At 36.2% G+C, this 23862-nt stretch carries 26 protein-coding genes; 5 read left to right on the top strand and 21 right to left on the bottom strand.

Translation table 11 applies throughout. The features are described 5' to 3' along the window. Window positions 1-269 precede the first annotated feature (269 nt). Window positions 270-839, bottom strand: coding sequence for a recombination mediator RecR (gene recR, locus CCY99_RS08000; RefSeq protein ID WP_112060894.1), 570 nt, complete (start codon window positions 837-839; stop codon window positions 270-272). A gap of 85 nt (window positions 840-924) precedes the next feature. On the opposite strand from recR, the gene CCY99_RS07995 reads away from it, so the two are divergent. After that, window positions 925-1329, top strand: a complete 405-nt coding sequence (locus CCY99_RS07995) for a hypothetical protein (RefSeq protein ID WP_112060893.1) — start codon at window positions 925-927, stop codon at window positions 1327-1329. Here CCY99_RS07995 and CCY99_RS09345 read toward each other — a convergent pair. Further along, window positions 1282-1476 carry a hypothetical protein gene (locus CCY99_RS09345; RefSeq protein WP_146744960.1) on the bottom strand — a complete coding sequence of 65 codons (195 nt, stop codon included), beginning with the start codon at window positions 1474-1476 and terminating at the stop codon, window positions 1282-1284. The two genes, CCY99_RS07995 and CCY99_RS09345, sit on opposite strands and share 48 nt — an antisense overlap. A 40-nt stretch (window positions 1477-1516) precedes the next feature. Between CCY99_RS09345 and CCY99_RS07990 the strand changes: the two genes are divergently transcribed. Beyond that, the gene (locus tag CCY99_RS07990) at window positions 1517-1774 is read left to right on the top strand and encodes a hypothetical protein (RefSeq protein ID WP_112060892.1); all 258 of its coding nucleotides are present in this window, start codon (window positions 1517-1519) and stop codon (window positions 1772-1774) included. A 79-nt stretch (window positions 1775-1853) separates the two neighbouring features. On the opposite strand, the gene pflA is transcribed toward CCY99_RS07990, so the two are convergent. From pflA to CCY99_RS07965, 5 genes are all read right to left on the bottom strand, one after another. Then, window positions 1854-2624, bottom strand: coding sequence for a pyruvate formate-lyase-activating protein (gene pflA / locus CCY99_RS07985; RefSeq protein WP_220092247.1), 771 nt, complete (start codon window positions 2622-2624; stop codon window positions 1854-1856). A 67-nt stretch (window positions 2625-2691) separates the two neighbouring features. After that, window positions 2692-4935, bottom strand: coding sequence for a formate C-acetyltransferase (gene pflB / locus CCY99_RS07980; RefSeq protein WP_112060891.1), 2244 nt, complete (start codon window positions 4933-4935; stop codon window positions 2692-2694). A gap of 289 nt (window positions 4936-5224) precedes the next feature. Then, a complete protein-coding gene (locus CCY99_RS07975) occupies window positions 5225-6394 on the bottom strand; it encodes a glutathionylspermidine synthase family protein (RefSeq protein ID WP_112060890.1) in 1170 nt (389 codons plus the stop codon). Window positions 6395-6583: 189 nt separating this feature from the next. After that, a complete protein-coding gene (locus CCY99_RS07970) occupies window positions 6584-7387 on the bottom strand; it encodes a manno-octulosonate cytidylyltransferase (protein ID WP_112060889.1) in 804 nt (267 codons plus the stop codon). Next, on the bottom strand, window positions 7384-7947 hold the full coding sequence (locus CCY99_RS07965) for a ferric reductase-like transmembrane domain-containing protein (protein ID WP_181646895.1): 564 nt from the start codon (window positions 7945-7947) through the stop codon (window positions 7384-7386). The genes CCY99_RS07970 and CCY99_RS07965 overlap by 4 nt, the downstream gene beginning before the upstream one ends. Window positions 7948-8174: 227 nt before the next feature. Between CCY99_RS07965 and CCY99_RS07960 the strand changes: the two genes are divergently transcribed. After that, complete coding sequence (locus CCY99_RS07960; RefSeq protein ID WP_258443931.1) at window positions 8175-9539, top strand: hemolysin family protein; 1365 nt, start codon at window positions 8175-8177, stop codon at window positions 9537-9539. A 37-nt stretch (window positions 9540-9576) separates the two neighbouring features. Here CCY99_RS07960 and rplS read toward each other — a convergent pair whose 3' ends face one another. The 7 genes from rplS to ffh all read right to left on the bottom strand — a co-directional run bounded on the left by rplS (window position 9577) and on the right by ffh (window position 13439). After that, window positions 9577-9933 carry a 50S ribosomal protein L19 gene (gene rplS / locus CCY99_RS07955; RefSeq protein ID WP_112060887.1) on the bottom strand — a complete coding sequence of 119 codons (357 nt, stop codon included), beginning with the start codon at window positions 9931-9933 and terminating at the stop codon, window positions 9577-9579. Window positions 9934-9953: 20 nt separating this feature from the next. Continuing rightward, window positions 9954-10661, bottom strand: coding sequence for a tRNA (guanosine(37)-N1)-methyltransferase TrmD (gene trmD / locus CCY99_RS07950; RefSeq protein WP_112060897.1), 708 nt, complete (start codon window positions 10659-10661; stop codon window positions 9954-9956). A gap of 147 nt (window positions 10662-10808) precedes the next feature. Continuing rightward, the gene (rimM, locus tag CCY99_RS07945; RefSeq protein WP_112060886.1) at window positions 10809-11411 is read right to left on the bottom strand and encodes a ribosome maturation factor RimM; all 603 of its coding nucleotides are present in this window, start codon (window positions 11409-11411) and stop codon (window positions 10809-10811) included. Continuing rightward, window positions 11411-11596 (bottom strand): hypothetical protein, encoded by a 186-nt coding sequence (locus CCY99_RS07940; protein WP_112060885.1) that lies wholly within the window; start codon window positions 11594-11596, stop codon window positions 11411-11413. Before CCY99_RS07940 ends, rimM begins: the two co-directional genes overlap by 1 nt. Then, the gene (locus CCY99_RS07935; protein WP_112060884.1) at window positions 11559-11801 is read right to left on the bottom strand and encodes a KH domain-containing protein; all 243 of its coding nucleotides are present in this window, start codon (window positions 11799-11801) and stop codon (window positions 11559-11561) included. Before CCY99_RS07935 ends, CCY99_RS07940 begins: the two co-directional genes overlap by 38 nt. Before the next feature lie 29 nt (window positions 11802-11830). After that, window positions 11831-12055: a 30S ribosomal protein S16 gene (rpsP, locus tag CCY99_RS07930; protein WP_112060883.1), complete on the bottom strand. Its 225-nt coding sequence runs from the start codon at window positions 12053-12055 to the stop codon at window positions 11831-11833. A 52-nt stretch (window positions 12056-12107) separates the two neighbouring features. Then, window positions 12108-13439, bottom strand: a complete 1332-nt coding sequence (ffh, locus tag CCY99_RS07925) for a signal recognition particle protein (RefSeq protein ID WP_112060882.1) — start codon at window positions 13437-13439, stop codon at window positions 12108-12110. 184 nt (window positions 13440-13623) lie between these two features. Between ffh and CCY99_RS07920 the strand changes: the two genes are divergently transcribed. Further along, window positions 13624-14046 (top strand): Fur family transcriptional regulator, encoded by a 423-nt coding sequence (locus CCY99_RS07920; RefSeq protein ID WP_181646894.1) that lies wholly within the window; start codon window positions 13624-13626, stop codon window positions 14044-14046. 225 nt (window positions 14047-14271) lie between these two features. On the opposite strand, the gene CCY99_RS07915 is transcribed toward CCY99_RS07920, so the two are convergent. The 7 genes from CCY99_RS07915 to CCY99_RS07885 all read right to left on the bottom strand — a co-directional run bounded on the left by CCY99_RS07915 (window position 14272) and on the right by CCY99_RS07885 (window position 22367). Continuing rightward, on the bottom strand, window positions 14272-15429 hold the full coding sequence (locus tag CCY99_RS07915) for an FAD-dependent oxidoreductase (protein ID WP_112060880.1): 1158 nt from the start codon (window positions 15427-15429) through the stop codon (window positions 14272-14274). Between the two features lie 592 nt (window positions 15430-16021). Then, window positions 16022-17104 carry a zinc-dependent alcohol dehydrogenase family protein gene (locus CCY99_RS07910; protein ID WP_220092246.1) on the bottom strand — a complete coding sequence of 361 codons (1083 nt, stop codon included), beginning with the start codon at window positions 17102-17104 and terminating at the stop codon, window positions 16022-16024. A gap of 124 nt (window positions 17105-17228) precedes the next feature. Beyond that, the gene (locus CCY99_RS07905) at window positions 17229-18626 is read right to left on the bottom strand and encodes a GntP family permease (protein ID WP_112060879.1); all 1398 of its coding nucleotides are present in this window, start codon (window positions 18624-18626) and stop codon (window positions 17229-17231) included. Between the two features lie 35 nt (window positions 18627-18661). Continuing rightward, window positions 18662-19429: a 3-hydroxybutyrate dehydrogenase gene (locus tag CCY99_RS07900; RefSeq protein ID WP_112060878.1), complete on the bottom strand. Its 768-nt coding sequence runs from the start codon at window positions 19427-19429 to the stop codon at window positions 18662-18664. Window positions 19430-19439: 10 nt separating this feature from the next. Then, on the bottom strand, window positions 19440-20087 hold the full coding sequence (locus CCY99_RS07895; RefSeq protein WP_112060877.1) for a 3-oxoacid CoA-transferase subunit B: 648 nt from the start codon (window positions 20085-20087) through the stop codon (window positions 19440-19442). A gap of 1 nt (window position 20088) precedes the next feature. Further along, complete coding sequence (locus CCY99_RS07890) at window positions 20089-20742, bottom strand: CoA transferase subunit A (protein ID WP_112060876.1); 654 nt, start codon at window positions 20740-20742, stop codon at window positions 20089-20091. A 443-nt stretch (window positions 20743-21185) separates the two neighbouring features. Then, complete coding sequence (locus tag CCY99_RS07885) at window positions 21186-22367, bottom strand: acetyl-CoA C-acetyltransferase (protein WP_112060875.1); 1182 nt, start codon at window positions 22365-22367, stop codon at window positions 21186-21188. A gap of 416 nt (window positions 22368-22783) precedes the next feature. On the opposite strand from CCY99_RS07885, the gene CCY99_RS07880 reads away from it, so the two are divergent. Further along, window positions 22784-23848 (top strand): FUSC family protein, encoded by a 1065-nt coding sequence (locus CCY99_RS07880; RefSeq protein WP_112060874.1) that lies wholly within the window; start codon window positions 22784-22786, stop codon window positions 23846-23848. The last annotated feature ends 14 nt before the right edge of the window (window positions 23849-23862 follow it).

Raw genomic sequence — 23862 nt, 5'->3', positions numbered from 1 at the left:
TTTAATGTTAAGGTTGGGTGGTAAATGGAAATAGGAAATTCATAATATTTAATGCGTGATATGGAATCTGTGAGAATCTAAGGATTTAGATTCCGCTAGAATGTGAGATATTTAATTTGTAATTAGAAAATGTGGAATCTGTGGAATCTAGAATCTATAAAACTTACACTCTTAGGTTTAAGATTCTAGATTTAGATTCTAGTTTTAGAATCTATGTGGTTTATGGGATTTTAGGAATGTTTAATTAGGAGTTATGGAATCTATAAACTTTAGATTCTAATCCTAGATTCCAAAGCACGAGTAAGGGAGAGTTTATCGATATTATCTAGTCCTACGCCTGTTGGCACACCTTGTGCGATTTTAGAAAACCTTAGATTTAAGTCTTTTAGTTTATCCTCGATATATAAAATCATCGCATCACTCGCAAGTGTCGGGGTAAAAGCAAATATTATCTCTTTTATATTATATAGATTAATATTTGCAATAATATCCTTAAAATCAATATTTTGTGTTCCATCAACGACCAAATACACACCCTCAAAAATATGGGCATCTTCAATCGTTAAAATATCTTTTGGGCTTCCTACAATACAAAGCATTCCGCTAAAAAGCCTACTTTCATCTTCACATATATTGCAGATTCTACTCTCACTGATACCGCCACAAATCTCGCACTTTTGGACACAATTTACCGCATCTTCTATGCAATGTGCGATATTTAGGGCTAAAACTTTATTTTCTATGGCTAAAGAATATGCGATTTTAAGGGCTGATTTTTTACCTATGCTTGGGATTTGCTCTAATTGCTCAATTAACAATTCAAATTTACTATTTTTCATCGCAAAAATATAGCATAAAATCACCCTTTTAGCTACAATTTATAGCAATAATGGCAAGTTTAATAAATAATTTTAAGGAGCAAATATGCAAATCAAGCAATTTATAAAGAAGTTTATCCCACAATTTATGCTAGATAAAAAGATACATATCTCCAAGCAAATAGCAAATTTCCGCACACTTAGCACACAATACGCCCAATATCAAAGCATAGTCAAATGGAGCTGTGTCGATAAAAATGGGAATCCAATCCCGTGGTATACATATCCTGCAATTGAGTTTTTGGGGAATCTAGATTTTAGCAAAAAGAATATTTTGGAATATGGCAGTGGAAATTCATCGCTATTTTGGGCGAAAAGGGCGAAAATGGTAGTTTCTATTGAAAATGATAGAGAGTGGTTTAAAGAAGTAGCTTCTAAAAAATTACCAAATCAAGAGATTTATTTAATAGAAAATAACTCTAAAGGCAATATGGGGGGGGGTAGCAGGTAAAATCCAAGATTTAAACGCTAAAGATTCCATAGATTCTAATATCTCACAAAAACAAGCAGATTCTGCGTCTTCTATAAACTCCGCACAATATAAAAATCTCCCATTATACGCCACATTCCCACTTACGCTAAATACAAAATTTGACATCATTATTATCGATGGGCTTTATCGATTTGAATGTGCAAAGGTGGCTTCAAGTCTGCTAAATCTAAGCTCAAATGATGGATATATGGTAATTTTGGATAATGCCGATTGGCATAAAAATACGGCGAAGTTTTTACGCGAAGAGTTAGATTTAATCGAAGTAGATTTTCATGGATTTGCCCCGATAAACGCCTATACGCACACCACAAGCATATTTTTATCGCGCAAATTTAGATTCCAACCAAATGGGGGAATCCAGCCCCACTACTCTATCGCTGCACTTCATCACATCGCAGATTAATCTATTTGAAAGTTCGATATAAGGCGATTAAATAGCAAGATTCTAAAAAATTTTAAGAATCTTGCAATAGCAAATATCTTTATAATGGGAGATTATATTGCCTTATTATCTTTTCGGCTTCATACATTTCTTCACTTGTTGGGATTGGAGTAGATTCTAGCTTATATGGAATCTTTAATTCTTTATATTTATAGCTACCGAGCTGATGAAATGGTATTAACTGCACTTTTTGCACACAAGAATATTGCTGTAATAATTGTGCTAATTTGTGAATCTTTTCATTTTTTAGCGTATAGCCCGGAATGCAAACATATCGTATCCAAACACATTTATTGATTTCTTGACAATAATTAAGCGTTTTTAGTGTATTTTCATTGCTCTGCTCGGTTAGCTCAATGCAATCATCTTCATCAACTTCTTTTATATCCAAAAGTAGCATATCAGCCTTATCAATGCACTTTTTAGAAAATTTCAAATCCACAAAGCCATTTGTATCAATCGCACTATGGAATCCAAGAATTTGTAAAGCATCTAACAAATGATATAAAAATTCATGTTGTAAAAGTGGCTCTCCACCAGATATGGTAACACCGCCTTTTTTGTAAAATTTCTTATAAGCTAGGATATTTTTTAGGATATTTTTTAGATTTATTTCTTGACCGCCATTCAAATCCCAAGAATCTGGATTATGGCAATAAAGACAACGCAAATAGCAACCCTGTAAAAATAACACAAAGCGAATCCCCGGACCATCTACAGCTCCAAATGTTTCAATTGAATGGATTCTGCCTTTTATTTTTTTGTAATTATCAAGAAATTGCTCTTTATTCATTTTTTGCTTTACTGCCATTTATACAACCTTTATTGATTTAGATTTTATAGCCACTTTATCCCTCCTTAAAAAGAAGGGATAGGATTTATAATTTTTGATGGAATGTTCGAGAAATTACATCCCTTTGTTGCTCTTTTGTGAGTTTGATAAAATTAACAGCATAGCCACTCACACGAATTGTTAATTGTGGATACTTTTCTGGATGTTCCATAGCATCTTCTAAAACTTCTTTTTTCAATACATTAACATTTAGATGATAACCTTCATCGCTAAAATATCCGTCCATTAGTTGAACTAGATTTTGCTTTTGTGTTTTATCATCACTTCCTATTGCTCCCGGAACGATAGAAAATGTATTTGAGATTCCATCTTTTGAATATTTGAATGGAATCTTAGCCACAGAGCAGAAGCTCGCCACACAACCACTTGTATCTCGTCCGTGCATTGGATTTGCACCCGGAGCAAATGGCTCACCTGCTTTTCTACCATCTGGAGTTGTTCCTGTTTTCTTACCATAAACTACATTTGAAGTAATAGTAAGAACGCTCATTGTAGGAATAGATTCTCTATATGTATCGTGCAAAGATAATCGTTGAGAGAAGCCTTTTACAAGACTTACGGCGATTTCATCTACTCTATCATCATTATTTCCATATTTTGGATAATCGCCCTCAATTTCAAAATCAACTATTAAATCTTGCTCATTTCTAATTGGCTTAACTTTCGCATATTTTATTGCTGAGAGTGAATCTGTAATAACAGACAAACCAGCGATTCCACCTGCCATAGTTCGCATTACATTATCATCGTGGAGTGCCATTTGTATTCTCTCATAGCAATATTTATCGTGCATATAGTGAATTACATTCAATGTATTAATATACAATCTTGCAAGCCAATCTAGTATAATATCAAGTTTTTCTCTAACCTCATCATAATTCAAATACTCACCTTCGACAGGAGCGATATTTGGTCCTACTTGCAATCCGCTTGTTTCATCTTTACCTTCATTTATCGCATATAATAATGCTTTTGCTAGATTACATCTTGCACCAAAAAACTGCATTTGTTTTCCAAGCTTCATCGGTGATACACAACAAGCAATACCATAATCATCGCCAAATTCTTCTAGCATAATCTCATCGGATTCATATTGAATGGATGATGTTTTAATGCTAACTTCCGCACAATATTCCTTAAAATTCTTAGGCAATCTAGTATTCCAAAGAACAGTCATATTCGGCTCTGGAGCTGGTCCAAGATTTGTCAATGTATGTAAGAATCTAAAGGACATTTTTGTAACCAAATGTCGCCCATCAATACACATTCCGCCAATACATTCAGTTACCCAAGTTGGGTCGCCGGAGAATAGCTCATCATATTCTGGTGTTCGCAAGAATCTAATCATTCTTAATTTCATAACAAAATGGTCTACCATCTCTTGAATTTCTTCTTCGGTATATTTGCCACTATCTAGGTCTTTTTGTGCATAAATATCAAGGAAAGTTGAGATTCTACCAATACTCATTGCCGCACCATTTTGCTCTTTTGTCGCTGCAAGATATGCAAAATATAGCCATTGAATCGCTTCTTTTACATCAGTAGCTGGTTTTGAAATGTCGAATCCATAAGATAGAGCCATTTCTTTTAATTCATTTAATGCTTTAATTTGCTCTGATAATTCCTCTCTAGCTCGTATTACATGAGAATCTACAACATCTGGGACCATTTTCTTTTTGGCTTTTACTTTTTCTTCGATTAATTTATCTACGCCATATAAAGGCACTCTTCTATAGTCCCCGATAATTCTTCCTCTACCATAAGCATCTGGTAATCCTGTAATAATGCCTACTTTTCTAGCTAAAATCATCTCATCAGTATATGCATCAAATACACCATCATTATGGGTTTTTCGGTATTTGAATACATTTGCCACATTTGGGTCTTCCTCTTTTCCATATGCATGTAATGAAGTAACCACCATTCTATAACCACCAAATGGCATAATAGACCTTTTTAATGGCTCATCTGTTTGGATTCCTACGATTTTCTCTAAATCCTTATTGATATATCCCGGTTTATGAGATGTTATAGTAGAAATAATATCGGTGCTAACATCATAAACACCATTTCTGCTACGCTCTACTTTCATTAGTTCGCAAACTCTTTCCCATAATTTCAAGGTATTATTTGTAGGGTTAGCTAAAAAATTACTATCTCCATCATATGGAGTATAATTTTTCACTATAAAATCTCTAACATTGATTTCACTTTCCCATAAACCTCCTTCAAAATTAAGATTAACTTGAGGTTTTTCTATATTACTCATGATTTAGCTCCTTTAATAATTTAATTTATAGTTAAATTGCAATGTTTAAATGATTATTTATAAACAATCTAACCATAAATATATTATAAAACAACTATGATTGTATATAGTTTTTAAAATAGTAAAATCTTTTAAATTACAGAAAAATTACAAAAATCTTTTAACTTTAGCTTAAGAAATTACGAATTATGGAAAAATATCAAAAAAAATCAATAAATTTATTATTTTTTATTGACTTTTAAGATTTATTTAGAAAGCAAAAATATTGTTATAGATATTATGCAAATCTTTATTTAATTATATGCGAGACGAATTTCGCAAAATTATCCATTATATTCCCACCTTTACGGAATCCAAGCCCACAGCTCTCATAGGCAAAAAACACATTTGGCTGATAAAAGCTCCCATTGTGCGAGTTTAGCGGATAAAATTCTTGGTAAATGCTCTTATAATTCCCATATTCGCCGCCTTTACTTTCCAAGATTCCACTAGAATCTAGAATCTCGATATTCGCCCCCTCTCTGCCAAATGAGACCTTTTTGACCTGCTTTTTATTTTTTAGCGGTTCGTATGAAGATTCCAGCAAAAGTGGGTGATTTGGAAATAAATCCCAAAGAATCTTTAAGATTCTCTTGCTTTGAAAAAGTGCGGTGTATGGGGGATTTAGAAAAATAGTATTTTTATTTTCAATCATTTTATTAATGATTAGGGCGAGTTCCGGCTCATCAATGCTGATAATCTCCCACGGCAGGAGCTTAAACAAAAACTCATATTGATTATTTTGGTAGAATACGCCCTCACTCTCGCTAAACTCCACCTCATCGATATAGCAAAATTCACTTACAAGCCCCGCATTTTTCGCACATTCCATTAGAAATTTCGTGGTTCGCTCCTCCTCGCTATTCCCACGAATGCTTGAAAATAGCACACCCCAGCCCTCATACATCTCGCCAAATCGCCCAATGTCCTCGCCTAACGTAATCATTCGCTTAAAATTATCGCTAATCGCCTCAAAGATATTGTTAAATTGAGCGTTTTCATTCATCTTGTTATGCTTTAAAATCGCCCATTGAATGAGTGCGGATTCGTAAAGCAAAGTGGGCGTATCGGCGTTAAATTCAAGCAATTTTATCGGCACTCCATCAAGCCCACCAGCAAAGTCAAATCGCCCATAAATATGCCAATGCACCTCATTTTCCCAGCTACTCTTTATGCTCTCAACTAGGCTTGTTGGGATATCTAGCTCGAAAAATAGATTGTTTTTGATGACATATTCCCCAGCCTCTACAAACATATCATAGAGCGTATTTCCCGCCTCATAAAAGGCGTCCGCCTCGCTTTGGCTCACTTCTATAACCTCATTTGAAATATAGCTCGTATTGTCGCTATCTGTGTGCCACTCCAAGCCAATCGCCTCCAACGCCCCCTTATCCAACGGCGTAACCTCAAATATTTTCATTTTTGTCCTTTTTTAAATTTTTATTTTACACCCCAGCAAAACAAGGGCTTTTAAGCTACTAAAGTGAATTTTTTGCAAAATAAGCAAAGTTTCATCGCCAAAGATTCTAGAACTTTGCCTTAGGGATTTAAAACAATCTTTCTAGCTCAACTTGCGGTTTTACAATGAGTAGAAAATCGCTTGTTCTCCTTAAGTGAGAATTTCTTTGGCTTTCTCATAATCCTCTAGCGTGTCGATTCCAATGGATTTGCTCTCTACTTTCACCATTAAAATTTTTTTATTATGCCACAGGGTGCGGAGCTGCTCTAGCTTCTCAATCTCTTCTAGGGGCGATTTTGAAAGCCCACAAAACTCCCTTAAACTTTTGGCACTAAAAGCATAAATCCCCAAATGTCCTAAATGCTCCATTGCGATATTTTCGCGATTATATGGAATCTTACTTCGTGAGAAATATAGGGCGAGATTCCTAGAATTTACCACGACTTTTACTAAATTTGGGTCATCTGCCTCCGTGTCGCTTATAGTTTTATAACAACTTGCCATAAAAATAGAATCGCTAGAATCTGTGGAATTTGACGCGGAATCTGTAGAATCCAACGCTAAATTTGCAGAATCTAGCACAAAATCCAACGCAGAATCTCCCCAATTTATCGCATTTTGCATTGCATTTTTTAGCTTTTCTATAACGCCAGGCTCGATAAATGGCTCATCGCCTTGCAAGTTTATCACCACTTCATTTTCGCCTAAGCCTAGATTTGAAACTGCCTCCGCACATCTATCCGTCCCGCTTGTGTGAGTTTTGGCAGTCATTACGCACTCGATTTTATGCTTTTTACAAACTTCCAAAATCGCCTCATCATCACACGCCACGACGCAGGAATCTAGCTCTTTCGCGATATTTGCTACACGCACGATTATCGGCACTCCATCAAGTGGCAAAAGTAGCTTATTTGGCAATCTTGTGGATTGCAATCTCGCTGGTATTATTATCATTTTTCAACCTTTTTTATTTTTTTAGATTCTAGTATATCTACACAAAGTAATATTAATATAATAAAAAAAATCACCATAGCATTTATATATACCACCTTGCTTGAAAATAGATAGTGCAAACTCCCAAGCAAACTAAAAGGCAGAATGAGAGAAGCACATTTGAAAAATAATGATTTATTGCAAAAGCTAAAAATAAACATACACAACATTAGAGCAAAAAGCAAGAATCCAAGCAAAATATATCTCCGCTTGAAAATCTCCAAAAGCACCTCACTTGGGCTAATGCCAACTATATAAAGCAAAATATGCAAAAACGCAAATAAAAATGAGCTAATGCCAATTTCTTTTTTATAGTTTTGTATAAATGATAGAAATGGAATCCTTGATAGATATTTGGATAATAGCATTAATGTTAAAAGAAATATAGATAATCTTCCAAGATAATGCAAAACTTCTGTGCTAAACTCAACACCAAAAAAGCCACTAAACACACCATAAAAAATAAAAAGTAGTGGCAAAACAAATAATACTATATATGCTATTATTTTTCTAACTAACATAATCCAATCCATTTGTATTTTAAAATATTAGATTCTATTATATTGAAAATTTTTGTGGAATCTCGTGGAATCATTGGTAGATTCTATAAATTTTTACAATCTTTGTTGTGGGTTTTTAAAAAGTAAAATATTAAATTTAATATTTCTATAATCTATTAAGGATATAATTTAACCGATATTTTAGAATCTTATAAAACGCTATTAAAGTAGCTAAAGGAATTTATATCTTGGAGAGTTCGACGAGTCAGTTGTTAATGATTATATTAGCAATAGTTTTTGTTGGGTTAAATGGATTTTTTGTATTATCAGAATTTGCGATTGTTAAGGTTAGACGCTCTAAGCTAGAAGAGTTAGCAAAGAAAAATAAGGGCAATGCGAAATTAGCATTAAAAATAACCAAAACGCTCGATACATATTTGAGTGCTACACAGCTAGGAATTACGCTTTCATCACTTGCTTTGGGTTGGATTGGTGAGCCAGCGATTGCAAGAGTTTTAGAAAAATTATTTCATTCTTTCTTTGTTGATAATCCTATCTTACTTCATACAATTAGCTTTATTATTGCTTTTACTATTATTACCGTATTGCATGTCGTTTGTGGCGAATTAATCCCTAAATCAATAGCTATAGCAAGAGCCGAACAAGCAACATTGATTGTAGCTAGACCACTTCATTTATTTAGGATTCTATTTTTTCCATTGATTAAGGTATTTGACACATTGGCTGGATTCTTTTTAAAGCGAATAGGCATAGAACCAGCCAAAGAAAACGATAGTGCCCATTCTGATGAAGAGATTAAGATAATCATAGGGGAAAGTTTAAAGGGCGGATATTTAGATTCTATCGAAAGTGAGATTCTAAAAAATGCTGTGGATTTCAGTGATACAACCGCAAAAGAAATAATGACACCTAGAAAAGATATTATATGCTTATTTGAGAATAATTCCTATGATGAAAATATAGAGATTGTAAAACAAACAAATCACACAAGATACCCATACTGCAAAGAGGGCAAAGATAATGTGTTGGGAATGATTCATATCCGTGATTTACTACAAAGCACATTGCAAAATAAAAAAGATAATAATCTATCAAGTATCGTTCGTGAGCTTATAATCGTGCCTGAAACGACATCAATTTCTAGCATTTTAATGAAAATGAATAAAAAGCAGATTCACACTGCACTTGTTGTAGATGAATATGGCGGAACGGCTGGATTGCTAACTATGGAGGATATTATTGAAGAGATTATGGGTGATATTTCCGATGAGCACGACAAGAAAAACGATGATATAATAAAAATCGATGATAACACCTATGAAATTGATGGAATGCTAGACATTGATAGTGTTGCAGAAACACTTGACTTTGAGATTCCAGAAGATGTTGAGCAAGTTACAATTGGTGGATATGTATTTAATCTTCTTGAAAAAGAACCAATTGTTGGCGATAATGTGGTAGATGGAAACTTTGTATTTGAGGTTTTAGAAGTCGATGGAATGCGTATAAAAAAGATTAGAGCTAAACGATTGCAAGATAAACTACAAGAAGATGAAAACGAAAAGGAAGCAATGTTTAGCGACTTAGTTTAATTATTTTATAATAGCTACAACATTGCGAATTAAAGAATTATTTTCTTAATTCTTTAATTCTTGCAGATTTACCTTTTTTCTCTCTTAGGTAATATAATTTAGCGCGTCTAACTCTACCTATTCTTAAAACCTCGATACTCGCCAAACTCTCGCTATAAATTGGGAAGTTTTTCTCTACGCCGATGTTATTTGCACCTATTTTGCGAATGGTAAAGCTTCGATTTACGCCATGTCCTCGAAGCGATATACATACGCCCTCAAAATATTGGATTCTAGTTTTATCACCCTCTTTGATTGTTATACCAATCTTAATAGTATCCCCTGCTTTAAATTGCGGAATTTGCTTATCTTGTATTTGAGTTTTCTCAAACATTTCTATATATCTATTTTGCATTTTTCACCTCGTCAATTTACCTATTTATGGTAGTTTTGATACATATCGGGACGAAAATATTTGGTTTTTCGTAGCGATAATTCATTTTTAAAAGCTTTAATTTTGCCATGATTTCCCTTTGAATATTCTAAAGGGACGCTTAAATTTGCATTTTTTTGCAATTTTTTATCATTTTTTGTGTGATTTTTAGTAAAAACGGGCGCTTCCAATAGATTATTTTCAAAGCTCTCGCCAAATAAAGACTCCTCATTCCCCAAAACTTGTGGGATATTCCTAGCCACACTATCGCAACCCACGAGACTTGCCAACTCACCGCCAGTCAAAATATAATCACCAATCGAAAAAACCTCATCGACAAAAGCCTCCACCACACGCTCATCAATGCCCTCGTAGCGCCCACAGATAAAAATGATGTGGCGATGGGACTTCGCCAATCGTTTTGCGTCGTTTTGATTGAATTGCTTTGCAACTGGCGTTAGATAGATGATGTGGGAATCTTGCATTTTAATCGCCTCTATCGCACTATTTAGCACATCAGAGCAAATCACAAGCCCAGCTCCACCGCTAACTTGGAAATTATCCACTTTTTTATAGCGATTCGTCGCAAAGTCCCTAAAGTCGATAAACTCGACCTCGATTAGATTCCGCTCAATCGCTCTTTTTAATATGGAATCCTCGAAATATCCGCGAAGCAAGTGCGGGAAAAGGCTTAGGAATGTGAATCTAATCTTAGATTCGGCGTTAGATTCTGCTTGGGATTCTGCGACGAATTCTATTTGCACTTTAGATTTCGCTTGGGATTCTATGTTAGATTCCACTTTAGATTCTATGTTAGATTCTGCTTTTATGGTTTTCACGGCGATTTTTATACTTTTTTAAGATTCTTCTAGGATTCCAAGCGTATCTTGCGTTAAAATGCGTTTGTTTTTCAAATCTGTTTTGATGATATAACGCTCGATATAGGGGATTAGAAAGATTTTTTGCTTAGGCTTTTTCTTGGAATTTTTACTCGACACACCGACGGAAGAATTGCCAAAATCGCCAAAATTGCTAGAAGCACCAGAATCTAGCAAATCTCTATCCACATTCACCACCAAATAATCCACGCCTACAATCCGCTCAATCTCCGCCACTTCGCCCAACAGCAAATCGCCATCATAGATTTTCAAGCCGATAATATCAAACCAAAAAAATTCATTTTCGCCTAAATTGCAGTATTTTTCTGTGAGGGTTTTGGAGCTGTAGAGATTGTGAGAATTAAGCATTTTGGCAGATTCTATGTCATTTATCTCGCTAAATTTCGCACTATTTTTGTGGACGTTAAAAGATTCCAAAGTTAGCATCAAATCCCCACAGCGGAAAATATTGCCACGAGTGAAAATATCCAAAAAATCGCTATAAATATTTAGGTGGATTTCGCCCTTTAGCCCAATGCTTTTGCCACATTTGGCGACTAAAATATCAAATTTTTCTTGCATTAGAAATTAGATTCCGCCCCAGAATCCACAAAAAAACCACGAGATTCCACCTTTTTAAAGAATCTAGATTCCGCCCCAGAATCCACAAAAAAACCCGCAAGATTCACGCCTAAACACACCCAAGATTCCCCAACACAAAGCCAAAAATCACATTGATTTAACCACGATTTTATAGCTAATGCCATCTTTTGCCTTGCAACCGGAAATCACCGTTTTAATCGAGCTTATCATCTTGCCATTCTTGCCGATTATCCTCCCTGCGTCTGCGTCACTTGCGTATATGGTGATATTTGCGGTATTTGTAGATTTGTCAAACTCTCGTTTCACATCGATTAAACTAGGCTCAATGGCTATCATTTTCACATATTCTTTTATGAAGTTTTCTACCATTTCGCCTGCCTTTTAGGATATTTGAAAGCCTATTTTACGATACTTTTCACTCTATCGCTCATCTTAGCACCGACGCTAAGCCAGTAATCCACTCGCTCTTTATCGACATTTTTGAAGTCTGGTCGAAGCGGATTGTAATAGCCAATAGATTCTATCCAGCCCCCGTCTCGCCTCTTTCTGCTGTCTGTAACTACGATTCGATAAAATGGCTTTTTCTTGCGTCCTACTCGTGTTAGTCTTATAACTGTTGCCATAATGCTCCTTTTAAAATTTTAAAATTGTAATATTACCAAAAATCTCGTATTTTTATCGCATTTTGTTAAGATTTGCACCCTTAACCATATTCATTATATTTTTCACGCCATTTGGGGAGCTCATCTGCTTCGCCATTTTGGCAGCCGTTTCAAACTGCTTTAAAGAGCGGTTTATATCACTCACATCAAGCCCACAGCCCTTGGCAATCCGCTTTTTACGACTGCCATTTAGAATGCTTGGATTCTCCCGCTCTTTTTTAGTCATCGATGAAACCATAGCCTTTAAATTCTTAATCTCAACAGAATTGTCAATATCCACATTTTTTAGTGCATCGCCCATAGCCCCAAGCCCGGGCATCATCGATATTAGGGATTTCATCGAACCCATTTTTTTAATAGATTCAAGCTGGTTTAGGAAATCTGTGAATGTAAAATTGCCTTTTTTGATTTTCTGCGTGATTTGCTTTGCTTGTTTTTCATCAACTACAATGGTGGTCTTTTCGATGAATCCAGCGATATCCCCAGCCCCCATTAGTCGCCCTACAATCCGCTCTGGCAAAAATATATCCAAATCAGCGACCTTCTCGCCACTACCGATAAAGCGAATTGGAACATTGATTTGCTTAGTAACTGATAGGGCAATTCCGCCTTTTGAATCGCTATCAAACTTACTTAAAACTACGCCACTTAAACCAATCTCTTTATTAAATGTATCGGCACTCCGCACAGCATCTTGCCCGCTTAGGCTATCTAGCACATAAAATGTCTCATTTGCCTTCACTTCGCTTTTTAGATTTTTTAGCTCACTCATTAGCTCGGTATTTATGGCAAGTCGCCCAGCGGTGTCTACTATAACCACATCATAGCTAGAATCTTGGGCGAATCTTATAGATTCTCTAGCGAGTTTTATAGAATCTAGATTCTCTTTAAAGTAAAAATCCACTTCAATTTCACTGGCTAATTGCCGTAACTGCTCGACTGCGGCTAATCGCTGCAAGTCGCAGCCCACAAGCAAGACTTTCTTGCCACGAAGTTTTAGGTAATTTGCAAGTTTCGCACTGCTGGTTGTTTTCCCGCTTCCTTGTAAGCCTACCATAAGCACGATTGTAGGGGGCTTTGGAGCGTATGTGAAGCCATAAGTGCCACTAAAAATGGCATTTAGCGAATCTTTCAGGGCATTTGCAAAAGAATCCTTGCCAATGCCATTTTTCTTGCACTCGATTTCGACTTGAGCGATGATTTCTTTTACGACTTTGTGATAAACATCATTTTTAAGCAGCACCTTTTTTAGCTCATCTAGCGAGCGATTGAGTGCCTTTTCATCATCTAAGAATCTAATTTTATTGACAATGCCTTTAAACGAGCTAGTTAATGTATCAAACAAAAAACACTCCTTAAAAACTATGTAATTGAATCCTAGATTCTACAATTATTTTAGAAAATAAACAATATACTAGTATAAATTTGATATATTTAAGGTTTTTTATCATATAATAAATTTTATTGTTTAATGCTACAATTTATTGACTATTAATCAACAAATTATAAAAAATTTAAGGAGAAATGTTTTGAGTGATACTAATTTTACAGAAATATTGAAAGAAAAAAAGTTAAAGATTACTCCACAAAGGATTGCTATTTTAGAGGAATTAGATAAAAATGGTCATTCAACTGTAGATGATATATTTAATAGAATCAAAATCAAGATTCCCTCCGTTTCCCTTGCAACTGTGTATAAAAATATATTAGCATTACAAAGTATGGATATATTAAAAAGTGTAAAAACTCCCACGCAAAAGCAAAAATACGAGATAAACAAAAAGCCACATATTCATCTATTTTGTAAAATCTGCGAGAAATTAGAAGATTTTGAGATAGATATAAGCGACTTTCAAGATTACTGCAAGAATGCAAGCGGATATGAAAACATTGAAGAAGCTTCGATACTACTAACTGGAATCTGCAAGGAATGTTCTGCTAAAAAAATATAATTCAATATTTTATAATCTATAAGGAATCTTTAATGTCCCTTGAGATTATAGAGATGTCTAGCTTGTGGAATGATTTTTATATAATATAGAATCTCTCCACTTAAATATATAATCCTCCAAAACAAAGATTCTAGCAATTCTAACGCTAGTAGAGCCTCCTTTTCAAAAAAAGTTTTAAGCTTGATAGTAGCAAGTTATATTTTATATAAGATTTAATTAAATCCCTTAAAAACCTGCTTGAATCCTATTTTTCCATAGCCATTCTATTAGCGATTTAAAGAAACTTGCTATTCTCCCGCTAAATCGTATGCCAAATAGCTCACCTATGGCATATCCATCCCCAAGTGAGCAGAAACTCGCCACCATTTTATAGCTAAAATTATCCGTGATTTTCTCGCCATTCAAAATAGCTGGAAAATGCTTTGCCAAAAATCGCCCTTGCTGGATTGTAACTTGTGCTGTAGCTGGGTAAAAAGTCCCTGTATGTGTATCTTTTAACGCACAATTATCACCGATAAAAAAGTGCTTCCTAGTGCTATTATCAAGCGGGAGAAACTCCGAATTTACCTCGATTTTTGATTTTATGCTTTTTGGGAAACTCTTTTGTATGACCTCATTGCCCTTTACACCAGCCGTCCAAATAATCGTATTTGCGGTGATTTTCACCTCATTTCCATTATTATCAATCCTAATGCCATCTTTAAAACACTCTAGGATTTTAGAATTATCCCTAACCTCCACTCCAAGAGATTCTAATCGCTTATAAGCCTTTGCAATTAGGCTTTTGGCAAACATAGGGATAATGCTGGGCATAGCCTCAATGATGAAAATCTTAATTTTTGAGCTAGGAATCCCAAGTCGTTCACTTTGCTTTTTTATGCTTAGTGCCATTTCACTTGCGAGTTCTACGCCTGTTAGCCCACCGCCACAAACGATAAATCTAAGATTATTTTCATCTCTATCTTGCAGATACTGCTCGATTTTGGATTTTATGTGCTGATGGATTCTTAAGCCGGATTCATAATCTGTAAGATTTAGAGCATATTCGCCAACGCCCTTAATACCAAAAGATTCGCTACTAAATCCTAATCCGCTAATAATATAATCAAATCCACTAAATGTGGCATTCTTAGTTATTACGCCATCACTAGTGATTTCTAGCACTTTATCTTGAATGACTTTTATTTCCTTTGGCAGAATCTCGCTAAACTTAAAACGGACATCTTCACCAAAAGCCGCCACTTTATGCAATAAAACTGTGTGATAATGGTAATCATATGGATTTATAAGCGTAAATTCCGCCTTTTTAAAATACGCATTATCGATACTTTTTATAAAGCTCATAGTGGCATATCCAGCACCTAAAAGTAAGATTTTTTTCACAAATAATTCCTTTAAAATTTATTTCGCAGCGGAGCAAAGCCCCGCTTTACGATAAGGGGCGTTGCCCCTTTAAACCCCCAAAACGAGCGAAGCGAAGTTTCCTCGTAAAAGCTACAAGTATTTTTTATTTCATAAAAAAACTTGAGAAAGCTAAGGTATTTGACTTCGCAGACAAGTAAAACTCGTCTTTGCGATAAGGGGCGTTGCCCCTTTAAACGAAACTTCGCTACCGCTCGTTTTAACCCCCCCCCTAAAGCTACAAAATGAGCAAAGCGAAATTTCGTGTAAAACAAGGCTTTAGCCGAAGTTTCCTTGAAAACCTAAATCTAATAGAATCCTTAAAAATCCCTTAGAATCTCCCTTAGAATCCATCTTGGAATCTCAAATAAGCCAAAACATTACTAAAGAATCCAAGAATCCTTTAATAATTATTTCGCCCCAAAATCTAAATGGAATCTAGTGGAATCTAAATATAATCTACCACATAGATAACGCCCCAAATCGCCAACCAACAATATAGCGGTGCATAACGCACCGCTACAATATCATCACAATACCCGCATAAAAATGCAAGTATCAATTAACTAGCTATTTAGCTAATATCATTAGTTACGATAACCTTTAATGCGTCGTGTTTTGCGGCATTGCTAAAGACATCCCAAGCATTATCTTTATCGCAAATCTTGCTTAGCTTAAAGCTTCTATGCTCCTTATTTGAGAGACTATCAGCTTTGATTTTGCCGTCCACCACACCTTGAAGTAATTCAGGGATAGTAAATGTGCAAACTAATCCAGTTGATAAAGTGATATTTTTAATCCAAAGTTCATTTAGATTAAACTGCACTGGCTTTCCATGCACACCTAAAACAGAGACATGTCCGCCCGGATTGATAATCCTTTGGCATAAATCAAAAGTAGCTGGGAATCCAACTGCCTCCAACGCCACATCTACGCCCTTGCCGTCAGTGATTTCAAAGATTTTTTTGATTGCTTCTTCTTGGTTTTTGCTATTTACCTTATGAGTTGCCCCAAAGATTTTCACCGCTTTATCGAGCCTTTTATCATCTAAATCCACCATAATAATCTTACTTGGGCTATAGAATTGTGCTGTCATAAGAGCGGCGATTCCTATCGGTCCAGAGCCCACTATCGCCACAGTTTGCGATGGAGAGATTTTCCCGTATTTTACGCCGATTTCATATCCAGTTGGTAAAATATCGCTAAGCATTACAGCTTTTTCCTCCGGCAAACCTTTTGGCAAGGCATATAGGCTATTATCTGCGTGTGGGATTCTCACATATTCGGCTTGTGTGCCATTTATCTTATGTCCTAGAATCCACCCTCCATCTTTGCAGTGTGCATAAAGTCCTCTTTTGCAATACTCGCATTTTCCACACGAAGTAACGCAAGAGATAATCACTCTATCGCCTTTTTTAAAGTTGCTAACGCCACTTCCCACTTCCTCTACGATTCCTACACCCTCATGTCCTAGCACAATATCTTCTGTCATATAATCCACATGCCCGTGGCTTATGTGTAGGTCTGTGCCACAAATGGTCGTAGTTGTGATTTTAACTATCGCATCTGTGTCTTTCAAAATCTTTGGTTTGTCTATAGTATCTAATGTATAATCATTTGCTTTCCCGTGATAAACTACCGCTTTCATTTTTGCCATATTAATCTCCTTAAAATTAATTATTTCGTAGCCTTAGCTACTTAAAATATTTTAGCCAAAGACTGCGAGAGATTCTAAAAAGATTCTCCGCAATCCTTACTCCAAACGCCAAACCTTTACCTTACTACACTAATCCAGTTAGATAGAATACAGCTATAACTACAAATACAGTTAATGTTTTAATCACCGTAATTGCAAATATATCTTTATATGATTGACGATGGGTCAATCCCGTAACTGCTAAAAGTGTAATAACCGCACCATTATGTGGTAATGTATCCATACCGCCAGATGCCATAGATGCCACTCTGTGTAGAACATCCATAGGGATTCCAGCGGCATTTGCATTAGCTATAAAAGTATCTGCCATCGCTGCTAGTGCGATACTCATACCACCAGATGCAGAGCCTGTAATACCTGCTAGTGCCGTAACTGTGATGGCTTCATTTATTAGCGGATTTGGGATACTTCCAAGTGCACTTGCAACTACCAAGAATCCCGGTAATGCCGCAATAACCGCACCAAATCCATATTCACTAGCAGTGTTTAATACCGCTAAAAGTGAGCCAGCAATCGCAGATTTAGTCCCTTCGGCAAATTTCACCAATACTGTTTTCCAAGCAAATACAATAACAGTTAAAATCCCCATTAAAAGGGCTATTTCCACCGCCCAAGTAGCTGCCACAGCACTTACTTTTTGAACGACATCAGGCGGATTCCCTATTACTGCTGGTGAGAATGATACACTCTCTCCATATATCTTAGGAATAAGCCTAGTCAATACTATATTCACAACGCCAACAACTATCAAAGGAGATATGGCAATCACTGGATTTGCTAATTTGCTGCTATCCACTGACTCTGGCTCATTAATATGCCCAGTTCCATATCCCTCTCCTGCTCTAAAAGCGCGTCGTCTCATCCATTCTAAATATGACATACCTGCTACCATAATCACTATTGAACCTATGATTCCAAGTATTGGAGCTGCATAGATATTTGTATGAAAAAATGTAGTAGGGATAATATTTTGAATCTGTGGCGTTCCCGGTAATGCGTCCATAGTGATAGTAAAAGCACCTAGTGCAATAGTTCCGGGAATTAATCGCTTAGGTATATTTCCTTGTCTAAACATTTCTGCTGCAAATGGATACACCGCAAACACAACCACAAATAGAGAGATTCCGCCATAAGTTAGCAAACAGCACACAATAACAATCGACAACATCGCTCTTTGTGCTCCAATTATCCTAATGGTCGCTGCAACTATCGACTTTGCGAATCCACTTAGCTCAATAACCTTGCCAAATACTGCACCTAGCAAGAAAATCGGGAAGTAGCTTTTCACAAATCCCGCTAATTTATCCATAAATAGCCCAGAAAACATAGGCAATACTAATGATGGTTCTATTAGTAACACAGCTCCCATAGCAGCAATAGGGGCAAACAAAATAACGCTATACCCCCGATAAGCCACAAACATTAAAAAACATAATGAAGTTAAAACAACTATAAAATCCATATTTTATCCTTGTAACGAGTTTTTAAAGCCTATTGCTATTGAACTGTATAACCACCATCAATAACCATCGCCGCTCCTGTGATATGCTTAGCAACATCACTAGCTAAATAACAAGCAAGCTCTGCTACATCATTAACATCTATAAGCTGTTTTTGCGGAATAAGTGGATATAAAACTTGCTCCAATGCCTCCTCAGTGCTACAACCTCGAGTTTTACCTAAATCCGCCATTTGCCCTAGCACAAGCGGAGTTGCAATATATCCCGGGCATATTGCATTAACAGTGATTCCATCTCTAGCACATTCTAATGCAGCAACCTTTGTAACACCAATAATCCCGTGCTTACAAGCATTGTATGCGACTTTTCCAGCGAATCCTATAAGTCCATTAATGGAGCTTATATTGATGATTCGCCCGAATTTCTGCTTTTTCATAATTGGAAATAAATATTTCGTGCTTATAAAACACGCTCTAAGCATAATTGCAACCATTTGGTCGAATTTCGCCACTGGGAAATCCTCAATCATAGCTACATGTTGAAGTCCAGCATTATTGACAAAAACATCAACTCTGCCAAATTTGTCTTTTGTAGTATTGATTAAGTTTTTAATCTCTTCTTCTTGGCTCACATCGCATTTAATCCCTAAAACATTGCTACTATTAAATTCGCTAACTTTTTTATTCAATGCCTCTGTGTTAATATCGCTAAGAACGACTTTTGCACCTTTTTCAAAGAATTTTTCAGCCATAGATAAGCCAATTCCACTTGCACTTCCCGTTACAATTACTACTTTATCTTTCATTTTTCTCTCCTTACAATGCTAATTCAAACTTAGCTTCAGTTTTTGCTTGAATTTCCTCTAGGCTAGAATCTGGCTGAATCTCAATTAGCTTCATCTTGCCATTTTCAAACTCAAATACACCCAATTCAGTTACCACCATATCTACACATTTTGCTCCAGTAAGTGGCAGGGAACAGGCTTTTTTAAGCTTGGAATTGCCATTTTTATCAGTGTGTTCCATGGCAATAATTACCTTTTTGACACCATTTACTAAGTCCATTGCTCCACCCATGCCGGGGACTAATTTACCCGGGATTATCCAATTTGCTAGATTCCCATTTTCATCTACTTCTAAAGCCCCAAGAACAGTTATATCCACATGTCCGCCACGAATTAGGCTAAAGCTAAATGCAGAGTCAAAGAACATTCCGCCCTCTTTTATGCTACTTGCTTTTCCTCCAGCTGTGGTAATGCGTGGATTCTTATTTTCTTCAGTTGGCATTCCGCCCATTCCTAGCATTCCATTTTCACTTTGTAAGATAATGTGAACACCCTCTGGGATATAGTTACTTGCCAATTCTGGCATACCGATTCCCAAATTTACTAGATTCCCGTCTTTGAATTCTTTTGCAACTCTTTTTATAATAGTTGTTGTAACTTGCTCTTTTGTTCGTTCCATTTTATTGCTCCTTTCTGCTATCTACTACATAGTCTACAGCCACACCCGGCACTACCACACTATTAGGATTTAGTGCTTTATCCAATACCTCTTCTACTTCAACTATTACCAAATCAGCAGCCATTGCCATAAGTGTATTGAAGTTACGAGTTGTGCCATCATATGAGAGATTTCCATACTTGTCCGCATAAGTGGCGTAAATCAAAGCTACATTTGCATGAAGTGGCTTCTCTAATAAATAATCCTTGCCATCTACATTTATAACTTCTTTGCCCTCTGCAACTAAAGTCCCAATCCCTGTGCTAACAAGCACTCCGCCTAGTCCGCTACGAGATGCACGAATACGCTCAGCTAATGTTCCTTGTGGGATTAGCGTAACATCTAGTTCCCCAGCACTCATTTGCCTACCAGTTTCTTTATTTGTTCCAATGTGAGTAGCCATTAATTTTGAAATCTGCTTATTTGCGATTAGCTTCCCATAGGAATAATCCGCCATAGCAGTATCATTGCTAATTTGCGTTAGGTTTTTTGTGCCTAACTTTACTAATTGCTCGATTGTTTTATGAGCAGTCCCGCAACCCAAGAATCCTCCAATAAATACAGAATCCCCATCTTTTATAAGTTTTGCTGCATCAAGTGCAGAAATGATTTTCATATTATGTCCTTTCTTTTTAAATTTACTTCTTTAGGCGAATAAAATCCGCCCTACAACAGGGAGTTTCGCTCCCTTGACCCACCTAAAGCGTAGCTTCTCGTAAAGCGTAGCTTACTTGCCAAAGTATTAACTTCGTGTAAAGCTACAAAACGAAGTTTTCTAACCATTATTTTTACTTCGTAAAAAATCGAGAAGTTAAGGTTTTTATCGTATAATAGAACCAATATCTATTTTGCAATAAAAGGCATTGCCCTTTTAAAATCTCTAAAGCTACGAATATTTGGTAAAAAACTCGGCTTTTAGCCTCGTTTTGCTAACGCAAAAATTAGAGAGGCTAAGGTTTTTAGGCGAACAAACTGCAGTTTCCTGCTAAGTCCGCCCTATTGCAAGGGGCATTGCCCGTTTGCTATAAATTTTATTAAAAACCCAGCCTTACTTTCGCTTTACTCTCGCTCGAATATCCCCGCTATACCTTGTCCGCCACCTATACACAATGTCGCTAAGCCAAGCTTAGAATCTCGCTTAATCATCTCATATAAAAGTGTAACTACCACTCTAGCCCCACTAGCACCTATTGGGTGTCCTAAAGCGATTGCTCCACCATTTACATTTAATCTATCAAGTGGTGGATTAAATTCTTTAATACAAGCTAAGCTTTGGGCTGCAAATGCTTCATTTGCTTCGATTAAATCTATATTGTCTACTTTTAGATTTGTGTCTTTAAGCACTTTTTTTGCAGCCATTGCCGCACCAATCCCCATAATGCTAGGGTCAACGCCCACGCTTCTAATAGCCTTAATTTTGGCAAGTATTGGCAATCCAAGCTTTTTTGCTTTGTCTTTACTCATAAGTAAAATCATAGCTGCTCCATCATTTACACCACTTGCATTTCCAGCTGTAACTGTGCCCTCCTTGTCAAATGCAGGGCGGAGCTTCGCTAAGCTCTCCAAGCTTATATCATCTTTGATAAATTCATCAGTATCAAATGCAGTTTCACCTTTTTTACTCTTTAACATAACAGGCACAATCTCATCTTTGAATTTCCCTGCTTTTCTTGCCTTTGAAGCTTTTTGTTGTGAGTCTAGGGCAAATGCATCTTGCTCCTCTCTTGAAACATTATATTTCTTAGCAAGATTCTCCGCAGTAATCCCCATATGCACCCCACTAAATGCGTCAGTGAGCCCATCTTTTATCATAGTGTCTACTACTTTTTGGTCTCCCATCTTATATCCACCTCGAATATTTTCTAAGGTAAATGGAGATAGAGACATATTTTCAACACCTCCAGCAAATATTACATCACTATTACCAAGTGCTATTTCATTAAATGCTAATTGCACGGATTTAAGCCCCGAACCACATAGCTTATTAATTGTATAAGCACCCTTTTCTTGTGGAATCCCACTATAGATGGCGACTTGTCTTGCGACATTTTGCCCTTGAGAACTTTGTAAGATTTGTCCTAAAATAAGCTCATCTACTAGATTTACATCTAGATTTGTGTCCTTGATAATCGCCTTTGCAACACTAGAAGCCAAATCTCGTGGGCTTGTGCTTTTCAAACTACCAAGAAAAGAGCCTATCGCTGTTCGTTTCGCTGCAACAACTACTACTTCTCTACACATTGCGTATCCTTTCAAATAAATTTAAGATGTCTTTAAATAAATATAACTCTAAACACATCTTAAGTTTATTCTACCCCCCCCTATTAAGCGAAACTTAAAATAACTTAAATCAAACTTAAATATTAAAGTTTTATTGCTTATTAAATGTTATGTAAATAAAAAGTAAAAAAAAGTAAATCAAAAGTAAAGAAAGCTAAAAAAAATAAAAAATTTATTGTATATTAAGTAAATTTATGAAAATACAATTAACATTAACTATCAAAGATTCTATTTCTATATTGCAGAATCTAAGCTATTAAACCACTAGATTTTTACAATATCTCAAAATATAAAGATATATTTAAGCACTTTTGGACTAACATTCGGCATTCAAGCTAGGAAATAGCAACAATCTAAATCAATCTTAATAAATATAAATGAAATCACAACTAAAAGAATTAATCGCATTAAACAAAACCGAGCGAGTGTGGCAAATGCCATTTTTCGCGGGGCTAAATGTCGCTATCGTGCTATTTATAGGAGCACTCTTTAATCGCCCTGATTTGGGGCTGGTGGCGATGATTGGCACGACGATATTTCTATATATTCCAAGCACCTCGATTTATCATCGAATGCTAGTTTTAATGGCGGCTGGATTTGGCATTAGCTTTACTTTCGCTCTTGGGTTAATTGGGCAGTTTTTTCCACTTCTAATTCCGCTAATTGTGTGCGTTGTAACGATAATTAGCTCGATGATTGTGAGATACTACGACTTGGGGGCTCCGGGATATTTTTTCTTCGTTTTGGCGTGTATTTTAGGGGCGAATCTCCCATTTAATCAAAGTGATTTTATTATGCTAATTGGGCTAGTCTCGCTTGGTGCGATGAGTGCGAATATCACTGGCTTTATTTACTGCCTCCTTGTGATTTATGTTTTTAAAAATAATATTCCCCAAGAAGTCCCTAAGCGAGGGAAACTCGGCTTTGATGTCATTATAATCGACCCCATAATTATTGGGCTTTTCGTGGGCTTTGCGGTGTTTATCGGCGAGGTTTTGGGGTTGGAGCGGAGCTATTGGGTTGGAGTGAGTTGTGCTGTGATTATGCAAGGGCTTACGATTAAGGCAGTTTGGATTAAGCAGTTACAACGGATTATTGGCACTTTTATTGGGGCTGGATTTGCGTGGTATTTACTTGGGTTTAAGTTTGGGAATGTGGAATTTGCCCTTTTGATGTTTACATTAGTCTTTATGACAGAGTTTTTGGTGGTTAGGAATTACGCTCTAGCGATTGTTTTCATCACACCTTATACGACTTATTTGGCTGAGGCGGGGAACTTTATGCAATATGACCCAAATCTTATTGTGAGTGCAAGGGTGGTTGATATTGTGCTTGGAAGCCTCATTGGAGCTATTGGAGGCTGGGTGCTACACAAAAAGAGACTTCGAAGAAGAGTTGGGATTTTTGCAAGATTGTTTTTTAAGAAAAAGTTTTTGAAATAATGGGATTCTAGATT

The organism is Helicobacter sp. 16-1353 (assembly GCF_003288815.1).
In the GTDB taxonomy this organism is placed as follows: Bacteria; Campylobacterota; Campylobacteria; order Campylobacterales; family Helicobacteraceae; genus NHYM01.
The sequence above is the reverse complement of the archived record's forward strand: the minus strand, read 5'-3'. Positions and strand labels throughout refer to the sequence as shown.